Here is a 22,746-nt window from a genome sequence, read left to right as displayed (position 1 = left end):
GATGGTGTCTAAAAAAGTTCTGTTTTGTGCAACTGTAGATTATCATTTTAAGGCTTTTCATTTACCGTATTTGAAATGGTTTTCAGAACAAGGATGGGAAGTACATGTTGCAGCGAATGGGAATATACATCTTCCGTACGTAACTCGAAAATATAATATTCCTATTCAAAGGTCACCTCTTAGTATACAAAACATCCACGCATATAAAAAACTAAAATCAATTATTGATCAAAATAAATATCATATCATTCATTGTCATACGCCTATGGGAGGAGTAATTGCTCGTTTAGCTGCTCAGAAAGCCAGGCGGCAAGGAACGAAAGTCGTATATACAGCACATGGATTTCACTTTTGTAAAGGATCACCGTATATGAATTGGTTGCTTTATTATCCGATTGAAAGGATTCTAGCTTCTCATACGGATTGTCTAATAACAATTAACCAAGAAGATTATGATTTAGCAGTTAAACATCGCTTTCCAGTGAAAGATATTAAGCTAGTTCACGGTGTAGGAATAGATGTACAACGGTTTACTCCTGTAACTGAAATTGAGAAACGAGAATTAAAGCTACAATGTGGCTATAAATCACAAGATTTTTTAATGTTTTATGCTGCTGAATTTAATAAGAATAAAAATCAAAGCTTTTTAATCCGTGTATTAGCACAATTGAAAAATGAAACGCCACATGCGAAGCTTTTGCTTGCTGGAGAAGGACCGTTAATGGAAGAGTGCAAAAAAATAACGACTCAACTAGGCGTGAGTAATATGGTTCACTTTCTTGGTTATAGAAATGATATAGCCTCTTTGTTACAGATGTCTGATCTTGCAGTTGCATCGAGTTACCGGGAAGGTTTACCAGTTAATATTATGGAAGCTATGGCTTGTGGAATTCCGGTTATCGCTACGGACAATCGGGGACATAGGGAGCTAATTATTAGTAATAAAAATGGTTGGATTATAGATCGTGATGATATAAAGACGATGTCTGAAAGAATAAATACTATTTCTAAAAATACTAAATTACAAGCTCAGTTTGGACAGTATGGACGTACTATTATTACAAGTGAATATTCAGTTAACGAAGTGTTGAAAGAGAAACAAGAAATTTATACAACATATATGGATGGAATGGAGGATTTAAATTGGGCACTCCATTGAGAGTATTACATGTAGTCGTAAATATGAATAGAGGCGGAGCCGAAACTTTAATTATGAATTTATATCGCAATATAGATCGTTCCAAAGTTCAATTTGATTTTTTAACATGTAAAGAAGGAGTGTTTGATGAAGAAATAGTAAAGTTGGGCGGAAAAGTTCATAGAATTCCATATGTTACGGATGTTGGTCATAGAGGCTATATAAAGGCATTAAATACCTTCTTTAGCTCTCATCCGCAATATAAAATCGTTCATTCACATATGGATAAAATGAGTGGATTGGTACTTCGTTCAGCTAAAAAAGCAAGGGTGCCAGTTAGGATTGCACATAGTCACAATACTAGTAGTGAAGGTGGTGCTACTGCAAAAATCTATAAATGGTATGCAGGAAAATCTATAGGTACATGTGCAACGCATTTGTTAGCATGCTCAAATGCAGCTGCGAGATGGTTATTTGCAGATAAAGCTGATACAGCTAGAATCTTAAAAAATGGAATTGATTGTGATAGATTTTTGTTCATTCCAGAAATGAGAAAACATGTAAGAGAAGAATTACAGCTTGAGCAAGACGCTCTTGTTATTGGCCATGTTGGAAGATTTGCTCATCAAAAAAATCATGCTTACCTTATAGAAGTATTTGCGCAGTTAACTCGATTTAGGCCGAATTCAATTCTTTTATTAGCTGGCGAAGGGCCACTTCGTATGGAAATTGAAAATCAAGTGAGGGAATTAAATTTGGAGAAGCATATAAGGTTTCTTGGGATACGAGCTGATATAGAAAGGATACTTCAAGCATTTGATGTATTTGTTTTTCCATCCATACATGAGGGATTGCCACTTACTCTCATAGAGGCGCAAGGAGTTGGTTTGCCTTGTATTATATCGGATGCTATTACGAAAGAAGTGGATTTGGGAATGAATCTAGTTGAACATGTTCCTCTAGCAGATAAAATGGCTTGGATAGAAAAAATGAAAAATATAGAAATTAGTAATTTTCCGAGGGAAATACCAGCTCAAGTATTTTTGGAGAAAGGCTACGATATAAAACATACGGCAGAATTAACTCACGACTATTATTCCGTACTTTCGAGGTGAGTAATTTGGAGAATTTAACGATTTTCACCCCTACTTATAATAGAGCATATTGTCTTACAAATTGTTATGAGAGTTTAAAACGTCAAACATGTAAGAATTTTATTTGGTTAATAATAGATGATGGATCTAGTGATAACACAAAAGAATTGGTGGATAGCTGGATTGCTGAAAAATATATAAAAATTATGTATCATTGGCAACAAAATCAAGGGATGCATGGTGCTCACAATACAGCATACGAAATGATTGATACGGAGTTAAATATTTGTATTGATTCTGATGATTATATGCCAGACGATGCTGTAGAAAAAATCCTTTCTTTTTGGAGTATATATGGGAATGATGAAGTTAGTGGGATAATTGGATTGGATTTGTATACAAATGGGCAAATAATTGGCTCAAAGTTACCAGAAAACCTTAAATATTCCACGTTGTTTAATCTTTACAACAAACATGGTATCACAGGTGATAAAAAATTGGTCTATCGCACAGAATTGACTAAGAAATATCCATACCCAATTTTTAAAAATGAAAAATATGTTGGGTTAGCATATAAATATTATATGTTAGATCAGCAGTATGAGATGTTACTGATGAACGAACCTCTTTGCTATGTTGAATACATGCCTGACGGTTCATCAATGAATATGCTAAATCAATATCGTAAAAATCCAAGAGGTTTTGCTTTTTATCGTAAGGAACTTATGAAATTACCATTTACTAATCGAGTATTCAAGTATAGGCAAGCTGTACATTATGTATCTAGTAGTTTTATAGCGAAAAATAAAAGATTTATGCAAGAGTCGCCATGCAAAGGTCTTACGATTTGCGCATTGCCATTTGGAGTTATTCTTTATAGTTACATTACAATGAAAACAAGAATGGAAGTAAATATATAGGGATTTACTTAGTAAGTAAATGAGAGGACATAATAATGACTATACTTTGGATGAATCTTTTTATCGTATTCATACTCGCATTTTTTGCAAGGTATTTTGCTATACCTGTAACTAATAATTTTACATTGATAAAGCCAAATAGATTATTGGTTTTAATGGCGGCTCTATCACTTGTATTGGTAGCGGGACTTCGGAATAATATTGGGGATACTTATTTTTATATGCATGCATATAAAATAACGGAGTTTAATTGGGAGTATGTTCAAACTAACAAAGACATGGGCTTTAATATTTTTCAAATGGTTTTGAAAAAATATGCGGATGATCCTCAAGTAATGGTTTTTACTACAGCATTGATAACAAATGTACTCATTGTAGCAACACTATATAAATATTCAAGACTAATTGAATTGAGTTTATATGTTTATATTACGTCGGGTATGTATTTAACATCAATGAATGGGATTAGGCAATATTTAGCCGCTGCAATTATTTTTGCTGCCACAAAATATATTTTTGAAGGAAAATGGAAAAAATATATGGCAATTGTATTATGCGCATCAACATTTCATGCAAGTGCATTAGTTCTTATGCCAATCTACTTTTTTGTAAGAAAAAAAGCCTGGTCAGGAACGACATATTTGCTTCTTTTTTTAGCAGTATGTGTAGTTATAGGTTTTAATCAGTTTTCGGAAGTTTTATTTTCGGCAATTGGAAATACTCAATATGGTCAATATAAGGAATTTCATGAAGGTGGTGCCAATATACTTAGGGTTGCTGTGAGTATAGTGCCAATTATACTGGCTTACCTTGGGAAAGATAAAATGAGGGCGTTATTCCCTGAAAGTGATTATATTGTAAATATGTCTATATTAGGTCTTGTTTTTATGATTATTTCAACACAAAATTGGATATTTGCTAGATTCTCCATATATTTTGGATTGTATCAGTTAATATTAATTTCTTGGGTTGTGAAGTCATTTACAGATAAAGATCAAAAATTGATTTATTATGCAGTTCTAGTGTGCTATTTTATTTATTTTGTATATGAACATGTAATTACTCTGGGAATTATCTATAAGAGTAACCTACTTTGATAATAAAGTGCAAGATGCTGGGAGAGGATTGTTAAATGGGGATAGATTCTAAGCTTAGACCTAAAAATAAAAAGAAGGTTTTACACATTGTCAGCGCTCTGAATCGCGGGGGAGCTGAAACGTTACTAATGAATATATATAGGAAAATAGATAAGAGGCAGCTTCAGTTTGATTTTGTATCTCATCGAAATGAGAAAAATGATTATGAAGATGAAATAATGGCGTTAGGTGGGAGAATATATAAGGTACCTAGTTTAGGACAAATAGGACCTTTTTCCTATGTTAAAGAACTTGTGAAAATTATGTCGGATAATCAATATGAAGTTGTACATGCACATACGGATTATCAAGGTGGTTTCGTTGCTGTAGCGGCAAAAATAGCTGGTATAAAAAAGAGGATTTGTCATTCGCATAGTAATAATTGGCCACAAGACTCTGGAATAAAAGCAAGAGTTATCCTAAAGGTTTTGCAATCTATTATTAAATATGCTGGAACTAATTATTGTGCGTGCAGCGTTGAAGCAGCACGTTTTTTATTTGGCGAAAGGATGCTTCATAGTGAGAGGATAGAACTAATTAAAAACGGTATAGATATTAATCAATTTACTGATATAGACGCTGGGAGTAGTGTCAGCGTAAGAAGGGAACTTAATATACCGAATGCAACAAAATTAATAGGACATATAGGAAGTTTTTCAGAGTCAAAGAATCATATTTTTATCCTAAAAGTTTTAAAGCAAATTTTAAAACGAGATTCAAATTTTGTTGCTATTTTAGTAGGAGATGGCCCGTTAAGGATTTCTATTGAATTAAAAGCAAAGCAATTAGGGATTTTTGAAAATATTAGATTTTTGGGGGTTAGGAAGGATATTCCACGACTCATGAAGAGTTTTGATGTTTTTATTTTTCCTTCTTTGTTTGAGGGGTTTGGTATTGTAACTTTAGAAGCGCAATCTGCAGGTGTACCATGTGTTGTAGCAGATACGCTACCTAATAATACTGATATGGGGTTAGGGATAATGTCATTTGTTGACTTAGATGAAGAAATTGAAATATGGTGTAAAGAAATTTATAAAGCCTTGTTAAAAGAAAGACCTGACAGGGAATTTATAATTAACAATATATCGAAATTAGGCTTTGATATTAACGATAACATTTACGAGTGGCTATCGTTATATGGAATTGTGCGCAAGGAAGAAATAGGATAATCTAATTTATTTTCATTTTATATGTCTGATGTATAAGGAGATTTGTTGAGCGTAACAGCAAAATACAAATATAAAATGAGGAAGAGAAATCAATAATAGATTTTGTGAGGTATCCTATAATGAAAAAGAAAAGAATATTAATTACATCTTTTGATATGGAAATTGGTGGAGTAGAAAGAAGTTTGATTGGTTTATTAAATACAATTGATTACAGTAAGTATGATATAGATTTAATGTTATTTAAACATGAAGGTGGATTTTTCTCTTTACTACCTAAAGAGCCGAATTTATTAGAGGAATTGCAACAATATACTACTTTTAGAAAATCAATTAAGCAGATATTACAAGAAGGGCATTACTCAATTGGGATTACTAGGATAATAGGGAGAATTATGGGCGTTATGCATGGGCGATATGTAAATAGTAAAGAACCTGGATACTTCGTCATTCAATATGGATGGAGAATATCTCTTCCATTTCTTCCAAAGTTGAGAGAAGAGTACGATGTTGCGATAAGTTTTTTATGGCCGCATTATTTTATAGGGGATAAAGTTCGAGCGAAAAGAAAAATTGGGTGGATTCATACTGATTATTCGAACATACAACTTAACAAAGAAATGGAATGTAAAATGTGGAGGAAAATGGATGATATTGTGGCGGTTTCCGAAAGTTGTAGAGATACATTCCTGAATAGTCTGCCTTATATTAATAAAAAGGTGCAAGTGATAGAAAATATAATAGATTCTGAATTTGTTCGCGAACAATCTAATGAAGGAGATATTACTCAGGAAATACCAATAAATAGAGAGCGAATCAAGTTAGTTACTGTTGCTAGACTTTCTCATGCTAAGGGAATTGATGACGCTATATATGCGCTTAGAAAACTATTAGATCAAGGGTATGATATCGAGTGGTACATAGTTGGATATGGGCCTCAAGAAGCGGAACTTAAATTGTTGATAGATAAATTAGGACTTCAAGATGAATTTGTTTTACTAGGTAAGAAGATTAATCCGTACCCGTACATAAAAGCATGTGATATTTATGTACAACCTTCTAGATACGAAGGGAAGGCAGTAACAGTTCGGGAAGCGCAAATTCTTAAGAAACCAGTATTAATAACTAATTTTTCAACTGCCAAAAGTCAGCTGGAGAACGGGGTAGATGGATATATTTGTCCAATGGGTATAAAGGGAATTGTCGAAGGAATAAAAAAAATGATTGATGATGTTGAATTCAGAAGTGAAATTGTTAATAATGTAAGCCAAAAAAATTATGGTAATGAAATAGAAGTGGAAAAGATATATAGGTTAATTGAATTAGAATAGATTAAGTTATAAAACTAAAAAATCTTTTACTATTTATAAAAGATACTTGGGGGAATTATTTTTATGGAGAATGTTTTAGTATTAGATACATCGGTAGGTTCTCTTAACAAGGGTGACGATATAATAATGAAGTGTGTAAAGCATCATCTTTCTGATATAACTAAAAATGCATATGTTTTAACATTACCTACTCATGTTTCACCTTTTCATTGGTACCAAGTAGCGAGAAAATCAAATAGGGTAAAGATTTATAGTGATGCGAAATATAAGTTTGTAGGTGGTTCGAATTTGCTAGCAATGGATATGTTTACGCACTTTCCGCAGTGGAATATTAATATATTTAATTATGGTCCTTTAAAGGGGAGTATTCTGGTTGGAGTTGGTGCAGGAAAAGGGAATAAAATAAATCCCTATACAAAAATGTTATATAGAAAAGTTTTATCACATGAATATATACATAGCGTTAGAGATGAAAGAACAAAAAAAATTTTAGAAGAAATGGGCTTTAAAGCTCTAAATACTGGTTGTGCAACTTTGTGGTCTTTTACGCATGATTTTTGTAGGGGAATTCCAAGTGGAAAATCGGAATCGGTTGTTTTTACACTAACCCATCATTCTAAAAATCGTGAAAAAGATCAATTATTGATAGATACACTTAACAAAAGTTATGAAAATGTCTATTTTTGGATACAAGACGCTGATGATTTTGAATATTTAAAAACTTTAGAGGGTATACAGGACATAAAAATTATACCTCCTACTATAGAGGCGTATGAAAAAATCCTAAATACAGCCGTCGATTATATTGGAACACGTTTACATGGCGGCATATTTGCTATGCGTCATAAAAAACGTGCAATAATTATCTCCATAGATGAAAGAGCTAAGGGGATGGGCGAAACGTATAATTTAAATCTGATTGATAGAGAAGATTTAAATAATCTTGAAAAAATGATAAATTCAGAGTTTATCACGGATGTTCAAGTGAATTTTGATGTAGTAAATCAATGGTTAAAACAGTTCTCTAATTAATAAATGTACTTTGATAAAAATGGCGATTTATTAGGAGGCTCAAATGAATAGTATAATTCTCGATAAAATTGTCGTAAGAAATAATAGAGTTGATTATTCTTTTAGTATTAAGGGGGATTTACAAAAGTATTTTAAGACAAGTAATCATATGTTTCTTGAATATAACTATGATGTATCTGATATCCCTTTAAGTATTTTGGCTATTCCGTTTGTTGCAAATGTAGTTCCTCTTGTATGGATTACTAATTCAACAATAGTAATAAATGAACTAGATAAATCTTTTTATATTTGTTTAAATAATATAAAAAATGCATATCAAAACATGTTTCCTGGTGTGAAATTTAAAGGATCCGTGGATGTAGGAGAAATTATTGATAATGTTTACATTCCGGAATTTGAAGCGGCATCTTTATTTAGTGGGGGATTAGATGCACTTACTACATTTATAAGAATAAAAGATAAAAAACCCTTGCTAGTTACTGAATATGGATGGCATGAAAATGAAATAGAGGGTAGTAAAGTATGGGAGGCAGATAAAGAAAATGCCATAAATTTTGTAAAGGATAATGGACTAGAAAATATTTTTATACAATCCAACTATGGGACCTTTATAATTGCAGGGAACATTGACCATGATTTTAGAGAAAAGTTAAACGATACATGGTGGCATGGATTGCATCATGGTCTAGCTATAATATCTGCAGCTATTCCAATAGCTTTTAAACTTAAGATAAAATGTATATACATTGCAAGCTCTAATTCTCCATTATATCAAGTTACTTGTGCATCTGATCCAACTGTGGATAATGAAATAAAATATGCATCTGGAACAGTATTTCATGATGGATACGAACTTACTAGGCAAGAAAAGATTAAAGTTGTTGTGGACCATTATTCAGCTAGTAAAGAACCTGTTAATATCAGGGTATGTTTTAAAAATGAAGAAAATTGTTGTAAATGTGAAAAATGTTTAAGAACAATTATGGGAATTATTGCTGAAGGGAGAGATCCTCGTGAATATGGTTTTAATATTCCAAGTAATCTTTATCAGTACGTTAAAACTTCTTTAAATAGTGAGGTGAAGTTTTTTACTAATACATTCATTGAAATGTATTGGAATTTAATCCAAGTGCGAATGAAACAAAATTGTGATTGTATTACAGATAAAAATTTACTAAATTGGTTTCTAGATTATGATTTCAAGGCGCAACGAAGAAAAGCGTTATTAAAATACAGGATAACAAAGTTTTTCCCTATTTTAAAGAGGAAGATTAGTGCCAAATTTAGTAGAGTGGGTACGCAAAACAACTAAAATATAGAAGGTATTACGATGAGAATACAAAATTCCTTAAAAAATATTTTATTCGGTTTGTCTGGACAAATAATTAGTATTGGCATGGGATTTGTTGTTCGAACTGTTTTTATTTATACACTCGGTATAGAATATTTAGGTGTGGATGGGCTTTTTACAAGTATACTATTGATGTTTTCCCTAGCTAATTTAGGCTTTGATACAGCTATAATTTATAGTTTATATAGGCCATTAGCTGAGAAGGATATCTATAAAATACAGGCATTAATGAATTTATATCAAAAAGCATACAGATTAATAGGAGTAGTAGTTTTATTATTAGGGTTATCTCTATTACCATTTCTTGATTATTTAGTGAATGCAGATACTATGATTAAAGACATTAACATTATCTATCTTTTATTTTTAATAAGTTCGGTGTCATCATATTATTTTGTATATAAGCAATCTATTATTATTGCTGATCAAAGTAACTATATCATTTCTAAAATACACACTTTGTTCATAATTATATCTAACGCATTACAAATTGTTTTATTAATAATTATTAGTGATTACATTGTAGTACTGATAGTTCAATTAACATTGAAAGTAATTGAGAATGTATATATTGCAAATAAGGCAAATAAATTATATCCATTTTTAAAAGAAAAAAATAATGCGAAATTATCTAAGGCAGACAGACGAGAGTTTTTTGAGAATTTGTATTCCTTGTTACTATATAAAATTAGTGGTGTAGTAATTAATGCAACAGATAATATAATTATATCGAAATTCATTGGAATTATTTGGGTTGGTGTGTATTCAAATTATTTGTTGATCTTAAATACATTAAATACCTTATTAGGCTATTTGTTTTATTCTATCACTGCTAGTGTTGGAAATTTGAATGTGAAAGAAAATGCAGAAAAAAAATATTTTATTTTTCGTGTAATTAACTTTTTTAATTTTTGGATATATGGATTTTGTACAGTTTGCCTTTGGAATTTGATAAATCCATTTATAACACTCTGGTTAGGTGAGGAATATGTGTTTAATAAGTATGTATTATTTTTCATATTACTTAATTTTTTCACTTCAGGAATGCAAAATACAACTACAATTTTTAGAGAAACCACAGGTTTATTTAAAAAAGGGAAGTATAGACCTATCATAGCGGCAATTATAAATATTGTAGTTTCTATAATTCTCGCGAAACAAATAGGAATAGCAGGAGTGCTTTTAGGGACTGTTATTAGTAGATTATGTACTTACTTTTGGTATGATCCTTATATTATATTTAAAATGATTTTTAAAAAATCTGTAAAAGTATATTTTATTAGATATATTTTGTTTGTAGTGCTTGTATTATTTTCTGTTATAGCAACGGATTTTATTGGTTATATTTTTCACATAAATATATTTATGGACATGGTAATACGTAGTATTTTGTGCCTGATTATTCCGAATTTGATCTTTTGGATGGTATTTAAAGAGGCGGAAGAGTATAGATATTTCCTTAATTTAACCCGAATATTAATAAAAAAAATAAAGTCGAAAATATTAACTCGGAAAGTTTCGAATGATAATTATCCATAAATTATTATTTTATTTTTTCCATATCACAGTAAAGAATGCTTTATTTACGGAAGAGATTTTAGGTTGTTCTGAAAATAATAGTAGGGGAGTTATGTATGAAGAGCATAGTGTCTTTTTAATAAAATTGTAAGTTTAAATAGTATAAATAAAAGGGTATTGAAATAAAAACAGCTAGTAAGAATAGATCTATTTAGGAAGGAGAAAGGAATTGTGAAAAGACTTTCTAAATAATGGATCTCTAAAAACAATAAAAAGTGATGTTACTTCTCTTATATCCAATCAATTTACCTTATGAAACATAAGATGTAGAAAAGCAAAAAAGAGGTGTGAATTGATGTGGAGAAGAAGGGATAATCTTGGGAATTTGAATGATTTAGATTTGGTGTCCAAGCCTCCTTTTCATAATGACATTTTAACTTATGATAGTACGCAATTAAAATGGATTCCAAAATCATTTGAAGCTACAAATTCTACAAGTATATATGTATTAGAATTAGATAGATGGGATGTTAAGAATGATGGGACTGATGCTATCAATACTTCCAAAGGTATTAATAATGCTTTAGTTTGGGCGGCTCAACAAGGTTATACGGAAGTTGTGTTACCTAGAGGAATATATTTGATTGATAAACAAACACCCATCGAACCACCAAGTCATTTAACTTTGAATCTAAACGGTTCAACATTAAAAATGGAAACAAATAATTTGACTGGATATGCAATTATAAGTTTTCGTAGAAATCAAGTATATTCTAGGATAACAAATGGTATTATCCAAGGAGATAGATATACACATGATTATTCTAGTGGGGGAACACATGAGGCAGGGTACGGCATTGAATTGGGGAGTTTTACTCCACCTGCTGATGGGGGGAACAATACACGGTTTGTATCTTTAGATAATCTAGATATTTTAGATTGTACAGGAGATGCCATTACACTGAACAGTACTTTTGGGCAGATTTCACCTTTTCCTACAGCATTAGCAAGTTCATTTGAACAGGGAGCAATTAATACAACAGATGGTTCATTAGTAAGTAGTACAACAAAGATACGTTCCAATTTGCAAATTGATATGACCCAAGTGGCTATTGTAAAGTATGGTTACTTTGGATTATATGGAAATGGATTTGGAGCATTGGGTTCTGAAATAAAATGCGATTATTATGATGTCATTTTTTACACTTCAAATAATATATTTTTATCTTCAAAAACCAATGTACAATTCTTTGATGAAGTAGAAGTCCCTAATGGAGCAAGTTATGCTAAAATTGTTTTGCATCAAGGGAATGTTCCTGCTCCTGCAAATTGTTTAATAAATGTTCGGGTGCCTTCTTTTTCACAATATACTTATATAGAAAAATGTAATTTACATGATTGCCGTAGACAAGGGATTAGTGTATGTGGGGCAAAGAATGTATATATTCGAGATAATGATATTCATCACATCGCAGGTACCAATCCACAAAGTGGACTAGATATTGAAGATGGATATGATTTAAATCAATATATATACATTGAAAGAAATAATTTTCATGATAATAAAAATTATAATATTATTGTTGTAAATGGGAAATTTATCTATATATCGAATAATTCTATTATGAATACCATTTCAAATGCTTATGTTGGGCTATCTATTAATGGTGGTGCAGATAGGGTAATCGTAACAGGGAATAATATCCGATTAACCAAGGTCTCTTTGTTAGGAGATGTTATTTTTTCCAATAATTATGTATACGGAGCGCAAGTAAATGTTCAAGGTGTATATGTAAATCGACCTATTAATATATTAGATAATATTTTTTCTAATAGTAAAATGATTATTGATACCCCCTTTCCATATGCGGTTAAAGTTGATTCCTGTCGCTTTATAAACGATGCAGATAAACTAAATTCCTTGTCATCATTGTATCAGTGGACATTAGAGATGAAAAATGAGCCGCAAACTATCTCAAATTGTATATTTGAAGGACAAGACGTTTTGTATTTAAATTATGTACCAGTAGGAACAGTTAAATCAGGATGGATATTTGAAAATATTATATTTAATAATGTTAAAAACCCAACCTTAGTTGCAGGGACATATACAAATTGCTTTTTTAAGGACGTAACCTTTTTGGGGATAACAAGTACAGGAAGCACTTTAGAATTAAAAGATTGCAAGTTCTTTAGTATAGATAGAAATAACACGTTATTTACAGTGAATAACCTCAAAGCATTCAAGATGATGGATTGTCATATAGAAAAACCAAATGGTACGGTCTTGAATATTCAAAATGTATCTGATGAAATAGTGTTAGGGGGAAATACTATAAAAATTACAAATGATACTCTTCAGAGAGCTATTATTGTTTTGGATGCAGCGTTTACTGGTAAGCAAGTGATAATTCAAAATAATATTATAAATTCCACAAATTTGATGCAAGTTGGGATAGATAATAGAACAACGAGTATTACACCCCTAGTAGTAATTCAAAACAACGTGTTGAATAATGCGAAAATTACAATTACAGGGAGGGAATTTCTGCAAGGGAATATAGTTAATGGTGTAATAGATCCAAATTAATGCATGGTGATAATTAAATTTGAATAGTTTCAAAAAATTATGAGAAATGAAGTAGAGTGGCTCTTAATAAATATGTCCATAAAGTATTATATAATGGTACATGGAAGGATTTTGTCCAATGTAATTATTCGAAATAGTCTAATTCCTAATAGATAATAGGTTTATTGACTTTTAGTTACTACTATAGAATAGAGAAAAGCTATTATGTTTTTTATAAACATAATAGCTTTTTATTATTACGTTAACTGCATACTAAAAAATAGTGTGTAGGAGAATTTTTAAATAATAAATGGATTTTTTAATATACTATTAAGCGTTGTTTATAAAACTGTGTTTGTGAATATATTTTTTGAGATTTTTACAGTGTGTAATAGTCTCTTGGATAAGCATTTGGAAAAATATATTTTGCACCTATGTGTATTGCTTTCTTCTACTTATTAAGTTTTAAAGCTGTGTACTATAGAAAATGTTTGCAGGTGATAAGTAAAGAGAAATTGAATACAATTCTTTAATTACAACTTAAGAATACTTGATTTCAATCCGTAATGAATACTTTGTAGATTATTTAACTTTGGAAAAGCATTTGTAATAATTTAAGATGGGGGAATGATTGGTAATGAAGAGACTGTTTGATATCTTTATTTCTTTATTATTATTAATTTGCTTTTTTTTCGTTATTCTTTTAGTAGCAATTATAGTTAAAACTCAGATAGGATCACCCATTTTATTTAGACAACAACGTCCAGGGTTACATGGAAAACCTTTTTATCTTTATAAATTTCGTACGATGACCAATGAGCGAGATCGTAATGGGGAGCTGTTACAAGATCACGCTAGATTAACTAAAGTTGGAAAATTTCTTAGAAAATATAGTTTAGACGAATTACCACAATTAATAAATGTGCTAAAAGGTCAATTAAGTTTGGTGGGCCCCCGCCCATTATTAATAGAATATATGCCTTTATATTCGAAAGAGCAAGCTAAAAGGCATAATGTAAGACCCGGAATCACTGGATGGGCTCAAGTTAATGGAAGAAATAGTATCTCATGGGATGAGAAATTTAAATTAGATGTATGGTATGTTGAGAATCAAAGTTTTCTTTTAGATTTGAAAATTTTATATCTAACTTTTAGTAAGGTTTTAAAGTCGGAAGGGATAACAAATAATAAGCATGTGACTATGCCAGTTTTTAAGGGGGGAATCGAGCATGGGGGGGAATAAAATGAATATTTTGTTTACTAGCTCTGGTAGGAGGGTCACCTTAATTAAAAAATTTAAGGAAGTACTTAAACAAGAAGGAATCAAAGGGAAAATCTTTACTGCAGACTTAAAAGAAACTGCTCCCACCATTTACTTTAGCGATAAGCATTTTATTGTTCCGCGTGTAAATGAAGAGGGATATATAAATGAATTATTAAAAATATGTAAATCTGAAATGATAAATCTAATAATTCCGTTAATTGATACAGAATTAACCCTTATGGCTAATAATTCGAAGGTTTTCGAAGGTATTGGTGTAAAAGTATTAGTTTCTAGTATGGAATTAAATAAGATTGCTAATAACAAAAAATACACATATAACTTTTTTGCATCTAATAATATACCAACACCTAGAGTATATAGTGATGAAGAGATTGGAAGAAAAGAATATCAATTTCCACTATTAATTAAACCTTATGATGGCAGTTCTAGTAAAGGTGTAACAAAAATAATGAATGAAAAGGAATTGGAATTTTTTAAGGATTATATACCTAACGCTATGATACAAGAGTACGTTTCAGGAGAAGAATACACTATAGATGTCATGGTAGATTTCTGTGGGAATATAAAAACAATCGTTCCTAGATTGCGTATAGAGACACGAGCAGGTGAGGTAAGTAAAGGTATAACCAAGAAGGATTTTGATATCATCCAAGCAGCAGAAACTGTAATAAAAGCTCTTCCTAATCCTATTGGGTGTATTACTTTACAATGTTTTAAAAAGGAGGATGGACAAATTACGTTTATTGAAATAAACCCTCGTTTTGGAGGAGGAATACCACTATCAATAGAAGCAGGAGCGAATTTTCCACTTTGGACAATTAAAATGTGTCAGGGGGAAGTCTTTATAGATAAGGACTTTAATTGGAGAGAAAATTTAACAATGCTTAGATATGATGAAGCGGTTTTTATGGAGAGTATTTAAGATGATGATTAAAGCAATTGTTTTTGATATGGATGATACTTTATATAAAGAGAAAGATTATGTTGTAAGTGGTTTTAAAGCAGTGGATGATTGGATTAAAGAGAAGTATAAGAAAACCGGATTTTATAATATTGCAATTCAATTATTCGATTCGGGGGAAAGAAGGTTCGTGTTTAATGAAACACTAGAAAAGTTAAACATTCCTTACGATGAAAAATTGATTAGTAATTTGATAGAACAGTATAGGTTTCATAAACCAGATATTCAATTGTTGGATGAAGCGGATTGGGTACTAAATAATTTAGTTAATACCGTTAAAATAGGACTTATTTCAGACGGATATTTAGTTGCCCAAGAAAAGAAAATTAATGCATTAAAGTTAAAAGAGAGATTTCATTCGATAATTCTCACTGATGAGCTGGGAAAAGAATATTGGAAGCCGAGCCAAATTCCTTATGAAAAAATAAGTAAGGAACTACAGGTGCCTCATCAGCAATGTGTCTATATAGGAGATAATTTAAGTAAGGATTTTATAACAGCCAAGAAATTGAAATGGTTAACGATCCATATTAATAGAGAAGGTGGAATTCACCATAATCTTATAGTTGAGCAAGCTTATAAAGCACATTATACAATTGATAATTTAAGGAGATTATCTGATATATCTGTATTAGAGCATATGTTTTTAGATACATAGTATTTAAATATGTATAAAGGATGTGTTTACATGCACACAGTTCAGCATAAAAAGCGAATTTACCTTTCCTCACCGCACATGAGTGGAAATGAACAAAAATATATTCAAAATGCATTTGATACAAACTGGATTGCCCCTCTTGGCCCAAATGTTGATGGATTTGAAAGAGAACTTGCATCTTTTGTAGGAGTGAAAGGTGGGGCTGCAGTTAGTTCAGGTACGGCTGCTATTCATTTAGCTTTGCGATTATTAGATGTCCAAAAGGGAGATACAGTGTTTTGTTCAAGTTTTACTTTTGTAGCGAGTGCGAATCCGATTGTTTATTTGGGAGCTGAACCAGTATTTATTGACTCAGAACCGGAAACATGGAATATGTCACCGAATGCATTGGCACATGCATTGTATGAAGCTAATAAAGTGGGGAAATTACCAAAGGCTATCATTCTTGTTCATTTATATGGTCAGAGTGCTAAACTAGATGAAATTCTTTCACTTTGTAATCAATATAATGTTCCTATAGTTGAGGATGCAGCAGAATCTCTTGGATCTACATATAAAGGAAAAGCAAGCGGTACATTTGGGAGGTTTGGGGTTTATTCATTTAACGGAAATAAAATCATTACAACTTCAGGTGGTGGAATGCTAGTTTCTAATGATGTAGAAGCATTAGAAAGAGCGAGGTTTTTAGCGACACAAGCAAAGGATCCAGCTCCACATTATGAGCATAGTGAGATAGGTTACAATTATAGAATGAGTAATATATTAGCTGGTGTTGGGAGAGGGCAATTAGAAGTGTTAGAAGATAGAGTGAGGACTAGAAGGTGTATATATAAACGGTATTATGAAGCACTATCTCACATGCCAGGATTTTATTTTATGCCTGAATTAGAAAATACTCGCTCTAATCGTTGGCTTACTACATTGACAATTGATGAAAAGGAATCCGGGATCTCTATTGGGAAATTGTTGAGAACTTTAGCAGAAGAGAATATTGAAGCGCGTCCTATGTGGAAGCCACTTCATATGCAGTCGCTCTTTAAAGAGAAGAAGTATTATCCGCATAGCAAAAATGAAGATGTGTCGCAGTACCTATTTCAAAGTGGGATTTGTTTGCCTTCAGGATCTAATATGTTAGCTGAAGATCAACAAAGGGTAATTCAAGGTATTTTAAAAGCTGTAGAATGGAAGAATTAAAAGTAAGTAAAAGTGGAATTAGATTTGTATACGTACCACCATTTGTTCTTTATAATGAATTTTTAAGGGGTGTGTTTGGGGACATTCAGTTTCAATTGACATAAAAAAGGGATAATTATAGGCTTTTAATATCTATATCTTAGTCTGAAAGTAAATTTAAGCATGTAATTGAGAAAGTAATAAAACAAATAATTTCGTTCGTTAAAAAGAATGATAAAGAGGTATGTTTAACGAATTTAATATGTAAATAGTATTTGTAGTAACTTTTCATATATTAGGAGGAAGAAATGAGCGCTATAGCTGGCATTATCCACTTTACTAATGAGCCTGTATCAATTGAGCACGGAAGAGAAGTAATGAGTCGTTTATACAAATATCCTGCCGATGATATTCAAATATGGCACAAAGAAAATGCTTTTCTAGGATGTCATGCACAATGGATTACACCAGAGTCAGTTGGTGAACAATTACCCTTTTATAATTATGAAAAGCAACTGGCAATTACAGCAGATGCTATTATTGATAATCGTGATGAGTTATTTGAAAAACTACAAGTGGATTATTCGGATAGAAAAAACATGACAGATAGCGAGTTAATTTTACTCTCTTATCAGAAATGGGGGGAAGCGGCTCCAAAATATTTGGTAGGCGATTTTGCCTTTATGATTTGGGATGAGAAAAAACAAACTCTTTTTGGTGCCAGAGATTTTTCAGGAAGTCGGACACTTTATTTTTATCGTGGTGAGGAAAAATTTACTTTTTGTACTATTATAAATCCGTTATTTTCTCTACCATATGTTGAGAAGAAATTGAATAAGCAGTGGATTGCTGAATTTCTAGCTATACCTGTAAATTTCGAATCGGTAGATCCACAGTTAACAGTTTACAAATATATAGAACAAGTGCCTCCATCACACACTATTTTGGTAAAGGAAGGCGAAGTGAAGTTTTCGCGATACTATACACCAACTGTTGGGGAAATGCTTAATTTAAAATCAAATGAAGAGTATGAAGAGGCGTTTCGAGAGGTGTATCAAAGTGCAGTGAAGGCACGTTTACGAACACATCACCAAGTAGGAGCTCATTTGAGCGGAGGGCTAGACTCAGGTTCTGTCGTTAGTTTTGCTGCAAGTGATTTACGGGCTGAAAATAAAAAATTACATACGTACAGTTATGTTCCAGTAGAAGGATTTGAAGATTGGACACACAAAGGTAGAATAGCTGACGAAAGACCATTTATTCAATCGACTGTCGAGCATGTAGGGAATATACAGGATTATTATTTAGAATTGCCGGAGAGAAGCCCACTATCGGAAATTGATGATTGGCTGGAAACAATGGAGATGCCATATAAATTTTTTGAGAATACTTTTTGGTTGAGTGGAGTTTATGAAAAAGCATCTCAGAATGGAATAGGAGTACTTCTTAGTGGTCAAAGAGGTAATTGGACAGTATCGTGGGGACCTATTTTAGATTACCAGGCAATGTTATTGAAAAAGCTACATTGGATTCGTTTTTATCGTGAACTACATTTATATAGTAGAAATATAGGAGTGAAAAAATCACGTGTTTTTGAAGTGGTAAGACGAAAGGCATTTCCATTTTTGCATCAGTTACTTTTTTCAGGGAAACAAGATGCAAATTCCGCAATAATTAATCCGGAATTTGCAAGGGAAATGAATGTTTTTGACAGACTCAGAGAACAAGACATCGATATAACAGGCACCTCTATCTCTAATGCATATGACATGAAAAGAGAACAGTTTGAAAAACCATATTATTGGAGCATAAATGGAACGTATGAAACGAAATTATCATTACGTTATGCTTTATGGGATCGTGATCCCACAAATGACTTACGATTGATTCAATTTTGTTTGTCAGTTCCAGAAGAACAGTATGTTCAAAATGGTTTGGATCGAGCCCTGATCCGGAGAGCCACAAAGAATTTCCTTCCTGATAAAGTACGATTGAATCAACGGGTTCGAGGTATTCAAGGTGCAGATGGTGTTTACCGCATGGCTCCTTTTTGGAATGAATTTATTGAGGAAGTTGAAGAACTTAGTGTAGATCCAGTAATTTCTGAATTTCTAAATGTCGAGGTAATTAAGAAAGCTATCTCAAAAATTTGTAAAGAACCTCTACCAGAATATGCATTTGATTTAGATTTTAGAATTTTAATGCGTAGCTTAATCTTCTATCGATTTATAAAAAAAGCAATGTGAAAGGAGGTGATACGTATGAAAAAGGAATGGAAACAACCTGTATTAGAAGTACTTAATATTAATATGACTATGGCGGGGCCTGGGCATAAATATCCAGATGCTGTTCAACCTGACCCAGATGATCCAGTGAAGTACAGTTAAGTCATTGGAAAAATAAAGCTCTTATATAGCTTTATTATATAAGAGCTTTCAAAAAATTGACAATGTGGGGGGATAGGATGTTTGATTCTATGGGGAATGTGTTATATCAAGCCTTCGGGTTAAAAATAGTAAGTGAAATCCCATTACCTGAATTGTCTCAGCTGAATGAAAAAAAAGAGATGGCGGATGTTCAAGTTGAAATAACTGATTTGTCAGCACAGTGGGGTGAATATAGCGCAGAAAAGCAAAAAACGATAGTAGTGGAGGATGATATAGTTATGTTTCATGTTCCTCAAACTGCAATATTCGCTATACAATCAGGTGAGAAAATCACCTTTTCACCTATGGCAAATGCAGAAGAAGATAAAATTCGACTATATATTTTGGGAACTTGTATGGGGGCGCTTTTAATGCAACGTAAAATACTCCCATTGCATGGGAGTGTAATTGCTATAGATGGGAAAGCATATGCATTAATTGGTGATTCAGGAGCTGGAAAATCAACGTTAGCCTCGGCTTTTTTGAATAAAGGATATAAGCTTTTAAGTGATGATGTAGTTGCTGTGTCTCTTTTGAATAAAAATACTGCAATAGTTCATCCTTCTTACGCACAACAAAAATTATGGCAAGAGAGCATAAATGAGTTAGGAATGGAAGTAGCGCAATTTAGCCCTTTATTTGAAAGGGAAACGAAGTATGCTGTTCCTGTGAATTCTCAATTCTTTCCTGATCCATTACCTCTTGCTGGTGTTATTGAATTAGTAAAAACGCAGGGAGAAGATATCGAGATGACCCGTATAGAAGGGCTCGCACGCTTGTATAAATTATACCGCCATACTTTTAGGAATTCTTTGATTTCTAAATTAGGATTGATGGAATGGCATTTTGAAACTTCATCTAATATTGCAAGTGGAATGGAAATATTTCAAGTAAGCCGCCCGGCTTCAAGATTTACAGCTCATGAGCTTGTGGAAGTTATTTTAAATACTATACAGAAAGGGAGTATGGTTGATGGTTGTCCACTCGAGAAAAATATCATTAGAACATAACGTTGTCCAAAGTAAGGGTAATATAGTAAGCGATATGGATGGAGAAAAAGTTATGTTAAATGTCCAGAAAGGAAATTACTATAACTTAGGTGAAATAGGCGGAGAAATATGGGAGCTTATTGAAAAGCCAATAATAATTAATCAGCTTGTTACTATGCTAGTATCTAACTATGATATTGAACGAAAAGATTGTGAAGAGCAAGTTCTTTCCTTTTTAGAGTGTTTGTTTCAAGAAGGGTTAATTCAAATAAAAGATCAGCCTAATAGATAGATTCGTAATTTCAAAAGAACTGTTAGGAAGGGATTAATAAATATTGTGAAAAGGTTAAGGATGTTTTTATCACTAAACATGAAAACAAAGCTCTTATTTTTAGAGGCTTTTATTTTTTTAGGATGGGCACGTGTACTAAAAAATATTACATTTTCCAAAGTTGCACCTTCTTTAGGGGATTACATGAGTGAAACCTCAAGTACTCATATTCAACCGCACGGAGATACGCTAAAAAAGGTGTCCGAAGCAATTTCTATTATGAGTCGTTATACTTTTTGGGAAAGTCAATGTCTCGTTAAAGCTATAGCTGGGATGAAAATGCTCGAAAAACGTCACATTGAGAGTACTCTTTATTTAGGAACTGCTAAGGATAGTCATGGTGAATTAATTGCGCATGCATGGTTACGGAGCGGTTCTTTTTATGTTACTGGATCAGAAGGAATGGAGAAATTTACTGTCGTTGGATCATTTGCAAAGAGGTTAAGTGAGGACACTATTAAAGGAGAATAAAATGGAGAAAGATTTTGGTCTTAATGTAGAGTTCATGTCTAAGGAATTGAAACTTCTTTTTACAATTTTGAAGTTACAAGATGACGAAACACTGCAAACTTATAGTAGTGAATGGTTCACAGATATTGATTGGGAGGTTTTTCTTGAGCAAGCCATGCATCATCGTGTTTATCCGGTGATTTATCAAAAACTTAAACAGGTAGATGAGGAACGAATTCCTTCACATGTTGTACAAACTTTAAATAGAAAATATAGAAATAATACATTTCAAATGCTTTATTTAAGTGCTGAAATGGAACGAATAAATAAATTTTTTAATGAAAATGAGATTCGTACGATGTTTCTAAAAGGACCTGTACTATCTCAGGACTTATATGGAGATATTTCTTTACGAACATCTTGTGATTTGGACGTTCTCATTCCTGTTCAAAAATTAGAAAAAGTAGAAAAACTACTTTTAGAGCAAGGATATGTGAAAGATGATTATATTCAAACGATATTAAGTGATTGGAAATGGAGGCATCACCATATAACATTTTTCCATCCAACAAGGCGGATCAAACTTGAAATTCATTGGAGGTTAAATCCTGGACCGGGTAAGGAACCTGGGTTTGAAGAGCTTTGGAAGCGAAAGAGAAAAAGTGCACTTACAAGTAATTCGGTATATATGTTAGGAAAGGAAGATTTATTTTTATTTCTTGTCTCTCATGGTGCTAGACATGGTTGGTCTAGATTGCGCTGGTTAGTGGATATAAAAAAAATTGTCAATCAAGATCTTAACTGGAGTGAGATTAACAAATTAATGAGAAAATATCAAATGTTTCATTTAGGAGGACAAGCATTAATTTTGGCATCTCAAATGTTAGGTGCACGATTAGATAAGAGGATGATGGAATTAGTAGCGAAAAAACGTTCAAAGCAGTTAGCTCAAGAAGCGCTGTTTTATTTCAAGCAAATGATAAACTTGCATACCGATCCTGTTCCTGAAGAAGTACTTGCTTATCATAGTAGGCATTTATTTTCACTGATGTCTAATCAGCAAAAAATTTTATTTATTATGAGCCAACTCTATCCTTATCCGATTGATGCAAAAACATTGCCGTTACCTAAATTCCTTCATTTTTTATATTTTCCTTTACGTCCGTTTCTATGTCTTTGGAGGAAAACAAAGAAGCTTGCTTTGTCATAGGGGGAACA

At 32.2% G+C, this 22,746-nt stretch carries 20 protein-coding genes; all 20 read left to right on the top strand.

Annotated elements, in window-relative coordinates; translation table 11 throughout:
* Position 1: 1 nt before the first annotated feature.
* Positions 2 to 1,159 (top strand): glycosyltransferase family 4 protein, encoded by a 1,158-nt coding sequence (locus tag LCF45_RS17905; RefSeq protein WP_263893033.1) that lies wholly within the window; start codon positions 2 to 4, stop codon positions 1,157 to 1,159.
* Positions 1,144 to 2,253, top strand: coding sequence for a glycosyltransferase family 1 protein (locus LCF45_RS17900; RefSeq protein ID WP_002128605.1), 1,110 nt, complete (start codon positions 1,144 to 1,146; stop codon positions 2,251 to 2,253). The genes LCF45_RS17905 and LCF45_RS17900 overlap by 16 nt, the downstream gene beginning before the upstream one ends.
* Before the next feature lie 5 nt (positions 2,254 to 2,258).
* Positions 2,259 to 3,152 carry a glycosyltransferase family 2 protein gene (locus LCF45_RS17895; protein ID WP_263893032.1) on the top strand — a complete coding sequence of 298 codons (894 nt, stop codon included), beginning with the start codon at positions 2,259 to 2,261 and terminating at the stop codon, positions 3,150 to 3,152.
* Positions 3,153 to 3,187: 35 nt separating this feature from the next.
* A complete protein-coding gene (locus LCF45_RS17890) occupies positions 3,188 to 4,249 on the top strand; it encodes an EpsG family protein (protein WP_002014464.1) in 1,062 nt (353 codons plus the stop codon).
* A 35-nt stretch (positions 4,250 to 4,284) separates the two neighbouring features.
* Positions 4,285 to 5,457: a glycosyltransferase family 1 protein gene (locus LCF45_RS17885; RefSeq protein WP_002128602.1), complete on the top strand. Its 1,173-nt coding sequence runs from the start codon at positions 4,285 to 4,287 to the stop codon at positions 5,455 to 5,457.
* A 119-nt stretch (positions 5,458 to 5,576) separates the two neighbouring features.
* Complete coding sequence (locus LCF45_RS17880; RefSeq protein ID WP_002014461.1) at positions 5,577 to 6,785, top strand: glycosyltransferase; 1,209 nt, start codon at positions 5,577 to 5,579, stop codon at positions 6,783 to 6,785.
* Positions 6,786 to 6,848: 63 nt separating this feature from the next.
* The gene (locus LCF45_RS17875; RefSeq protein WP_002014459.1) at positions 6,849 to 7,817 is read left to right on the top strand and encodes a polysaccharide pyruvyl transferase family protein; all 969 of its coding nucleotides are present in this window, start codon (positions 6,849 to 6,851) and stop codon (positions 7,815 to 7,817) included.
* A 43-nt stretch (positions 7,818 to 7,860) separates the two neighbouring features.
* Positions 7,861 to 9,129 carry a hypothetical protein gene (locus LCF45_RS17870; protein WP_016120649.1) on the top strand — a complete coding sequence of 423 codons (1,269 nt, stop codon included), beginning with the start codon at positions 7,861 to 7,863 and terminating at the stop codon, positions 9,127 to 9,129.
* Between the two features lie 18 nt (positions 9,130 to 9,147).
* On the top strand, positions 9,148 to 10,707 hold the full coding sequence (locus LCF45_RS17865; protein WP_016120648.1) for a lipopolysaccharide biosynthesis protein: 1,560 nt from the start codon (positions 9,148 to 9,150) through the stop codon (positions 10,705 to 10,707).
* Positions 10,708 to 11,041: 334 nt separating this feature from the next.
* Positions 11,042 to 13,276 (top strand): right-handed parallel beta-helix repeat-containing protein, encoded by a 2,235-nt coding sequence (locus LCF45_RS17860; RefSeq protein ID WP_002128596.1) that lies wholly within the window; start codon positions 11,042 to 11,044, stop codon positions 13,274 to 13,276.
* Positions 13,277 to 13,892: 616 nt separating this feature from the next.
* Entirely contained in the window at positions 13,893 to 14,498 is a 606-nt protein-coding gene (locus tag LCF45_RS17855) for a sugar transferase (protein ID WP_002128595.1), read from the top strand.
* A complete protein-coding gene (locus LCF45_RS17850; protein ID WP_033729827.1) occupies positions 14,485 to 15,462 on the top strand; it encodes an ATP-grasp domain-containing protein in 978 nt (325 codons plus the stop codon). Before LCF45_RS17855 ends, LCF45_RS17850 begins: the two co-directional genes overlap by 14 nt.
* Before the next feature lies 1 nt (position 15,463).
* Positions 15,464 to 16,159 carry an HAD family hydrolase gene (locus LCF45_RS17845; RefSeq protein ID WP_002128593.1) on the top strand — a complete coding sequence of 232 codons (696 nt, stop codon included), beginning with the start codon at positions 15,464 to 15,466 and terminating at the stop codon, positions 16,157 to 16,159.
* A gap of 30 nt (positions 16,160 to 16,189) precedes the next feature.
* Positions 16,190 to 17,353: an aminotransferase class I/II-fold pyridoxal phosphate-dependent enzyme gene (locus tag LCF45_RS17840; RefSeq protein WP_263893030.1), complete on the top strand. Its 1,164-nt coding sequence runs from the start codon at positions 16,190 to 16,192 to the stop codon at positions 17,351 to 17,353.
* A 287-nt stretch (positions 17,354 to 17,640) separates the two neighbouring features.
* Complete coding sequence (locus LCF45_RS17835; RefSeq protein ID WP_078203421.1) at positions 17,641 to 19,578, top strand: lasso peptide isopeptide bond-forming cyclase; 1,938 nt, start codon at positions 17,641 to 17,643, stop codon at positions 19,576 to 19,578.
* 15 nt (positions 19,579 to 19,593) lie between these two features.
* Positions 19,594 to 19,719: a paeninodin family lasso peptide gene (locus LCF45_RS17830; RefSeq protein ID WP_000712621.1), complete on the top strand. Its 126-nt coding sequence runs from the start codon at positions 19,594 to 19,596 to the stop codon at positions 19,717 to 19,719.
* Positions 19,720 to 19,796: 77 nt separating this feature from the next.
* Entirely contained in the window at positions 19,797 to 20,768 is a 972-nt protein-coding gene (locus LCF45_RS17825) for an aldolase (protein WP_263893028.1), read from the top strand.
* Positions 20,731 to 21,039 carry a lasso peptide biosynthesis PqqD family chaperone gene (locus tag LCF45_RS17820; RefSeq protein WP_002128586.1) on the top strand — a complete coding sequence of 103 codons (309 nt, stop codon included), beginning with the start codon at positions 20,731 to 20,733 and terminating at the stop codon, positions 21,037 to 21,039. The genes LCF45_RS17825 and LCF45_RS17820 overlap by 38 nt, the downstream gene beginning before the upstream one ends.
* Positions 21,040 to 21,075: 36 nt before the next feature.
* Positions 21,076 to 21,549, top strand: coding sequence for a lasso peptide biosynthesis B2 protein (locus LCF45_RS17815; protein WP_033713202.1), 474 nt, complete (start codon positions 21,076 to 21,078; stop codon positions 21,547 to 21,549).
* Between the two features lies 1 nt (position 21,550).
* Complete coding sequence (locus LCF45_RS17810) at positions 21,551 to 22,738, top strand: nucleotidyltransferase domain-containing protein (RefSeq protein WP_002167807.1); 1,188 nt, start codon at positions 21,551 to 21,553, stop codon at positions 22,736 to 22,738.
* Positions 22,739 to 22,746 lie beyond the last annotated feature (8 nt).

Source organism: Bacillus sp. 41-22 (assembly GCF_025809295.1).
GTDB lineage: Bacteria > Bacillota > Bacilli > Bacillales > Bacillaceae_G > Bacillus_A > Bacillus_A mycoides.
Note: the sequence above shows the minus strand (reverse complement) of the source record. Positions and strands in the feature narration are given on the sequence as shown.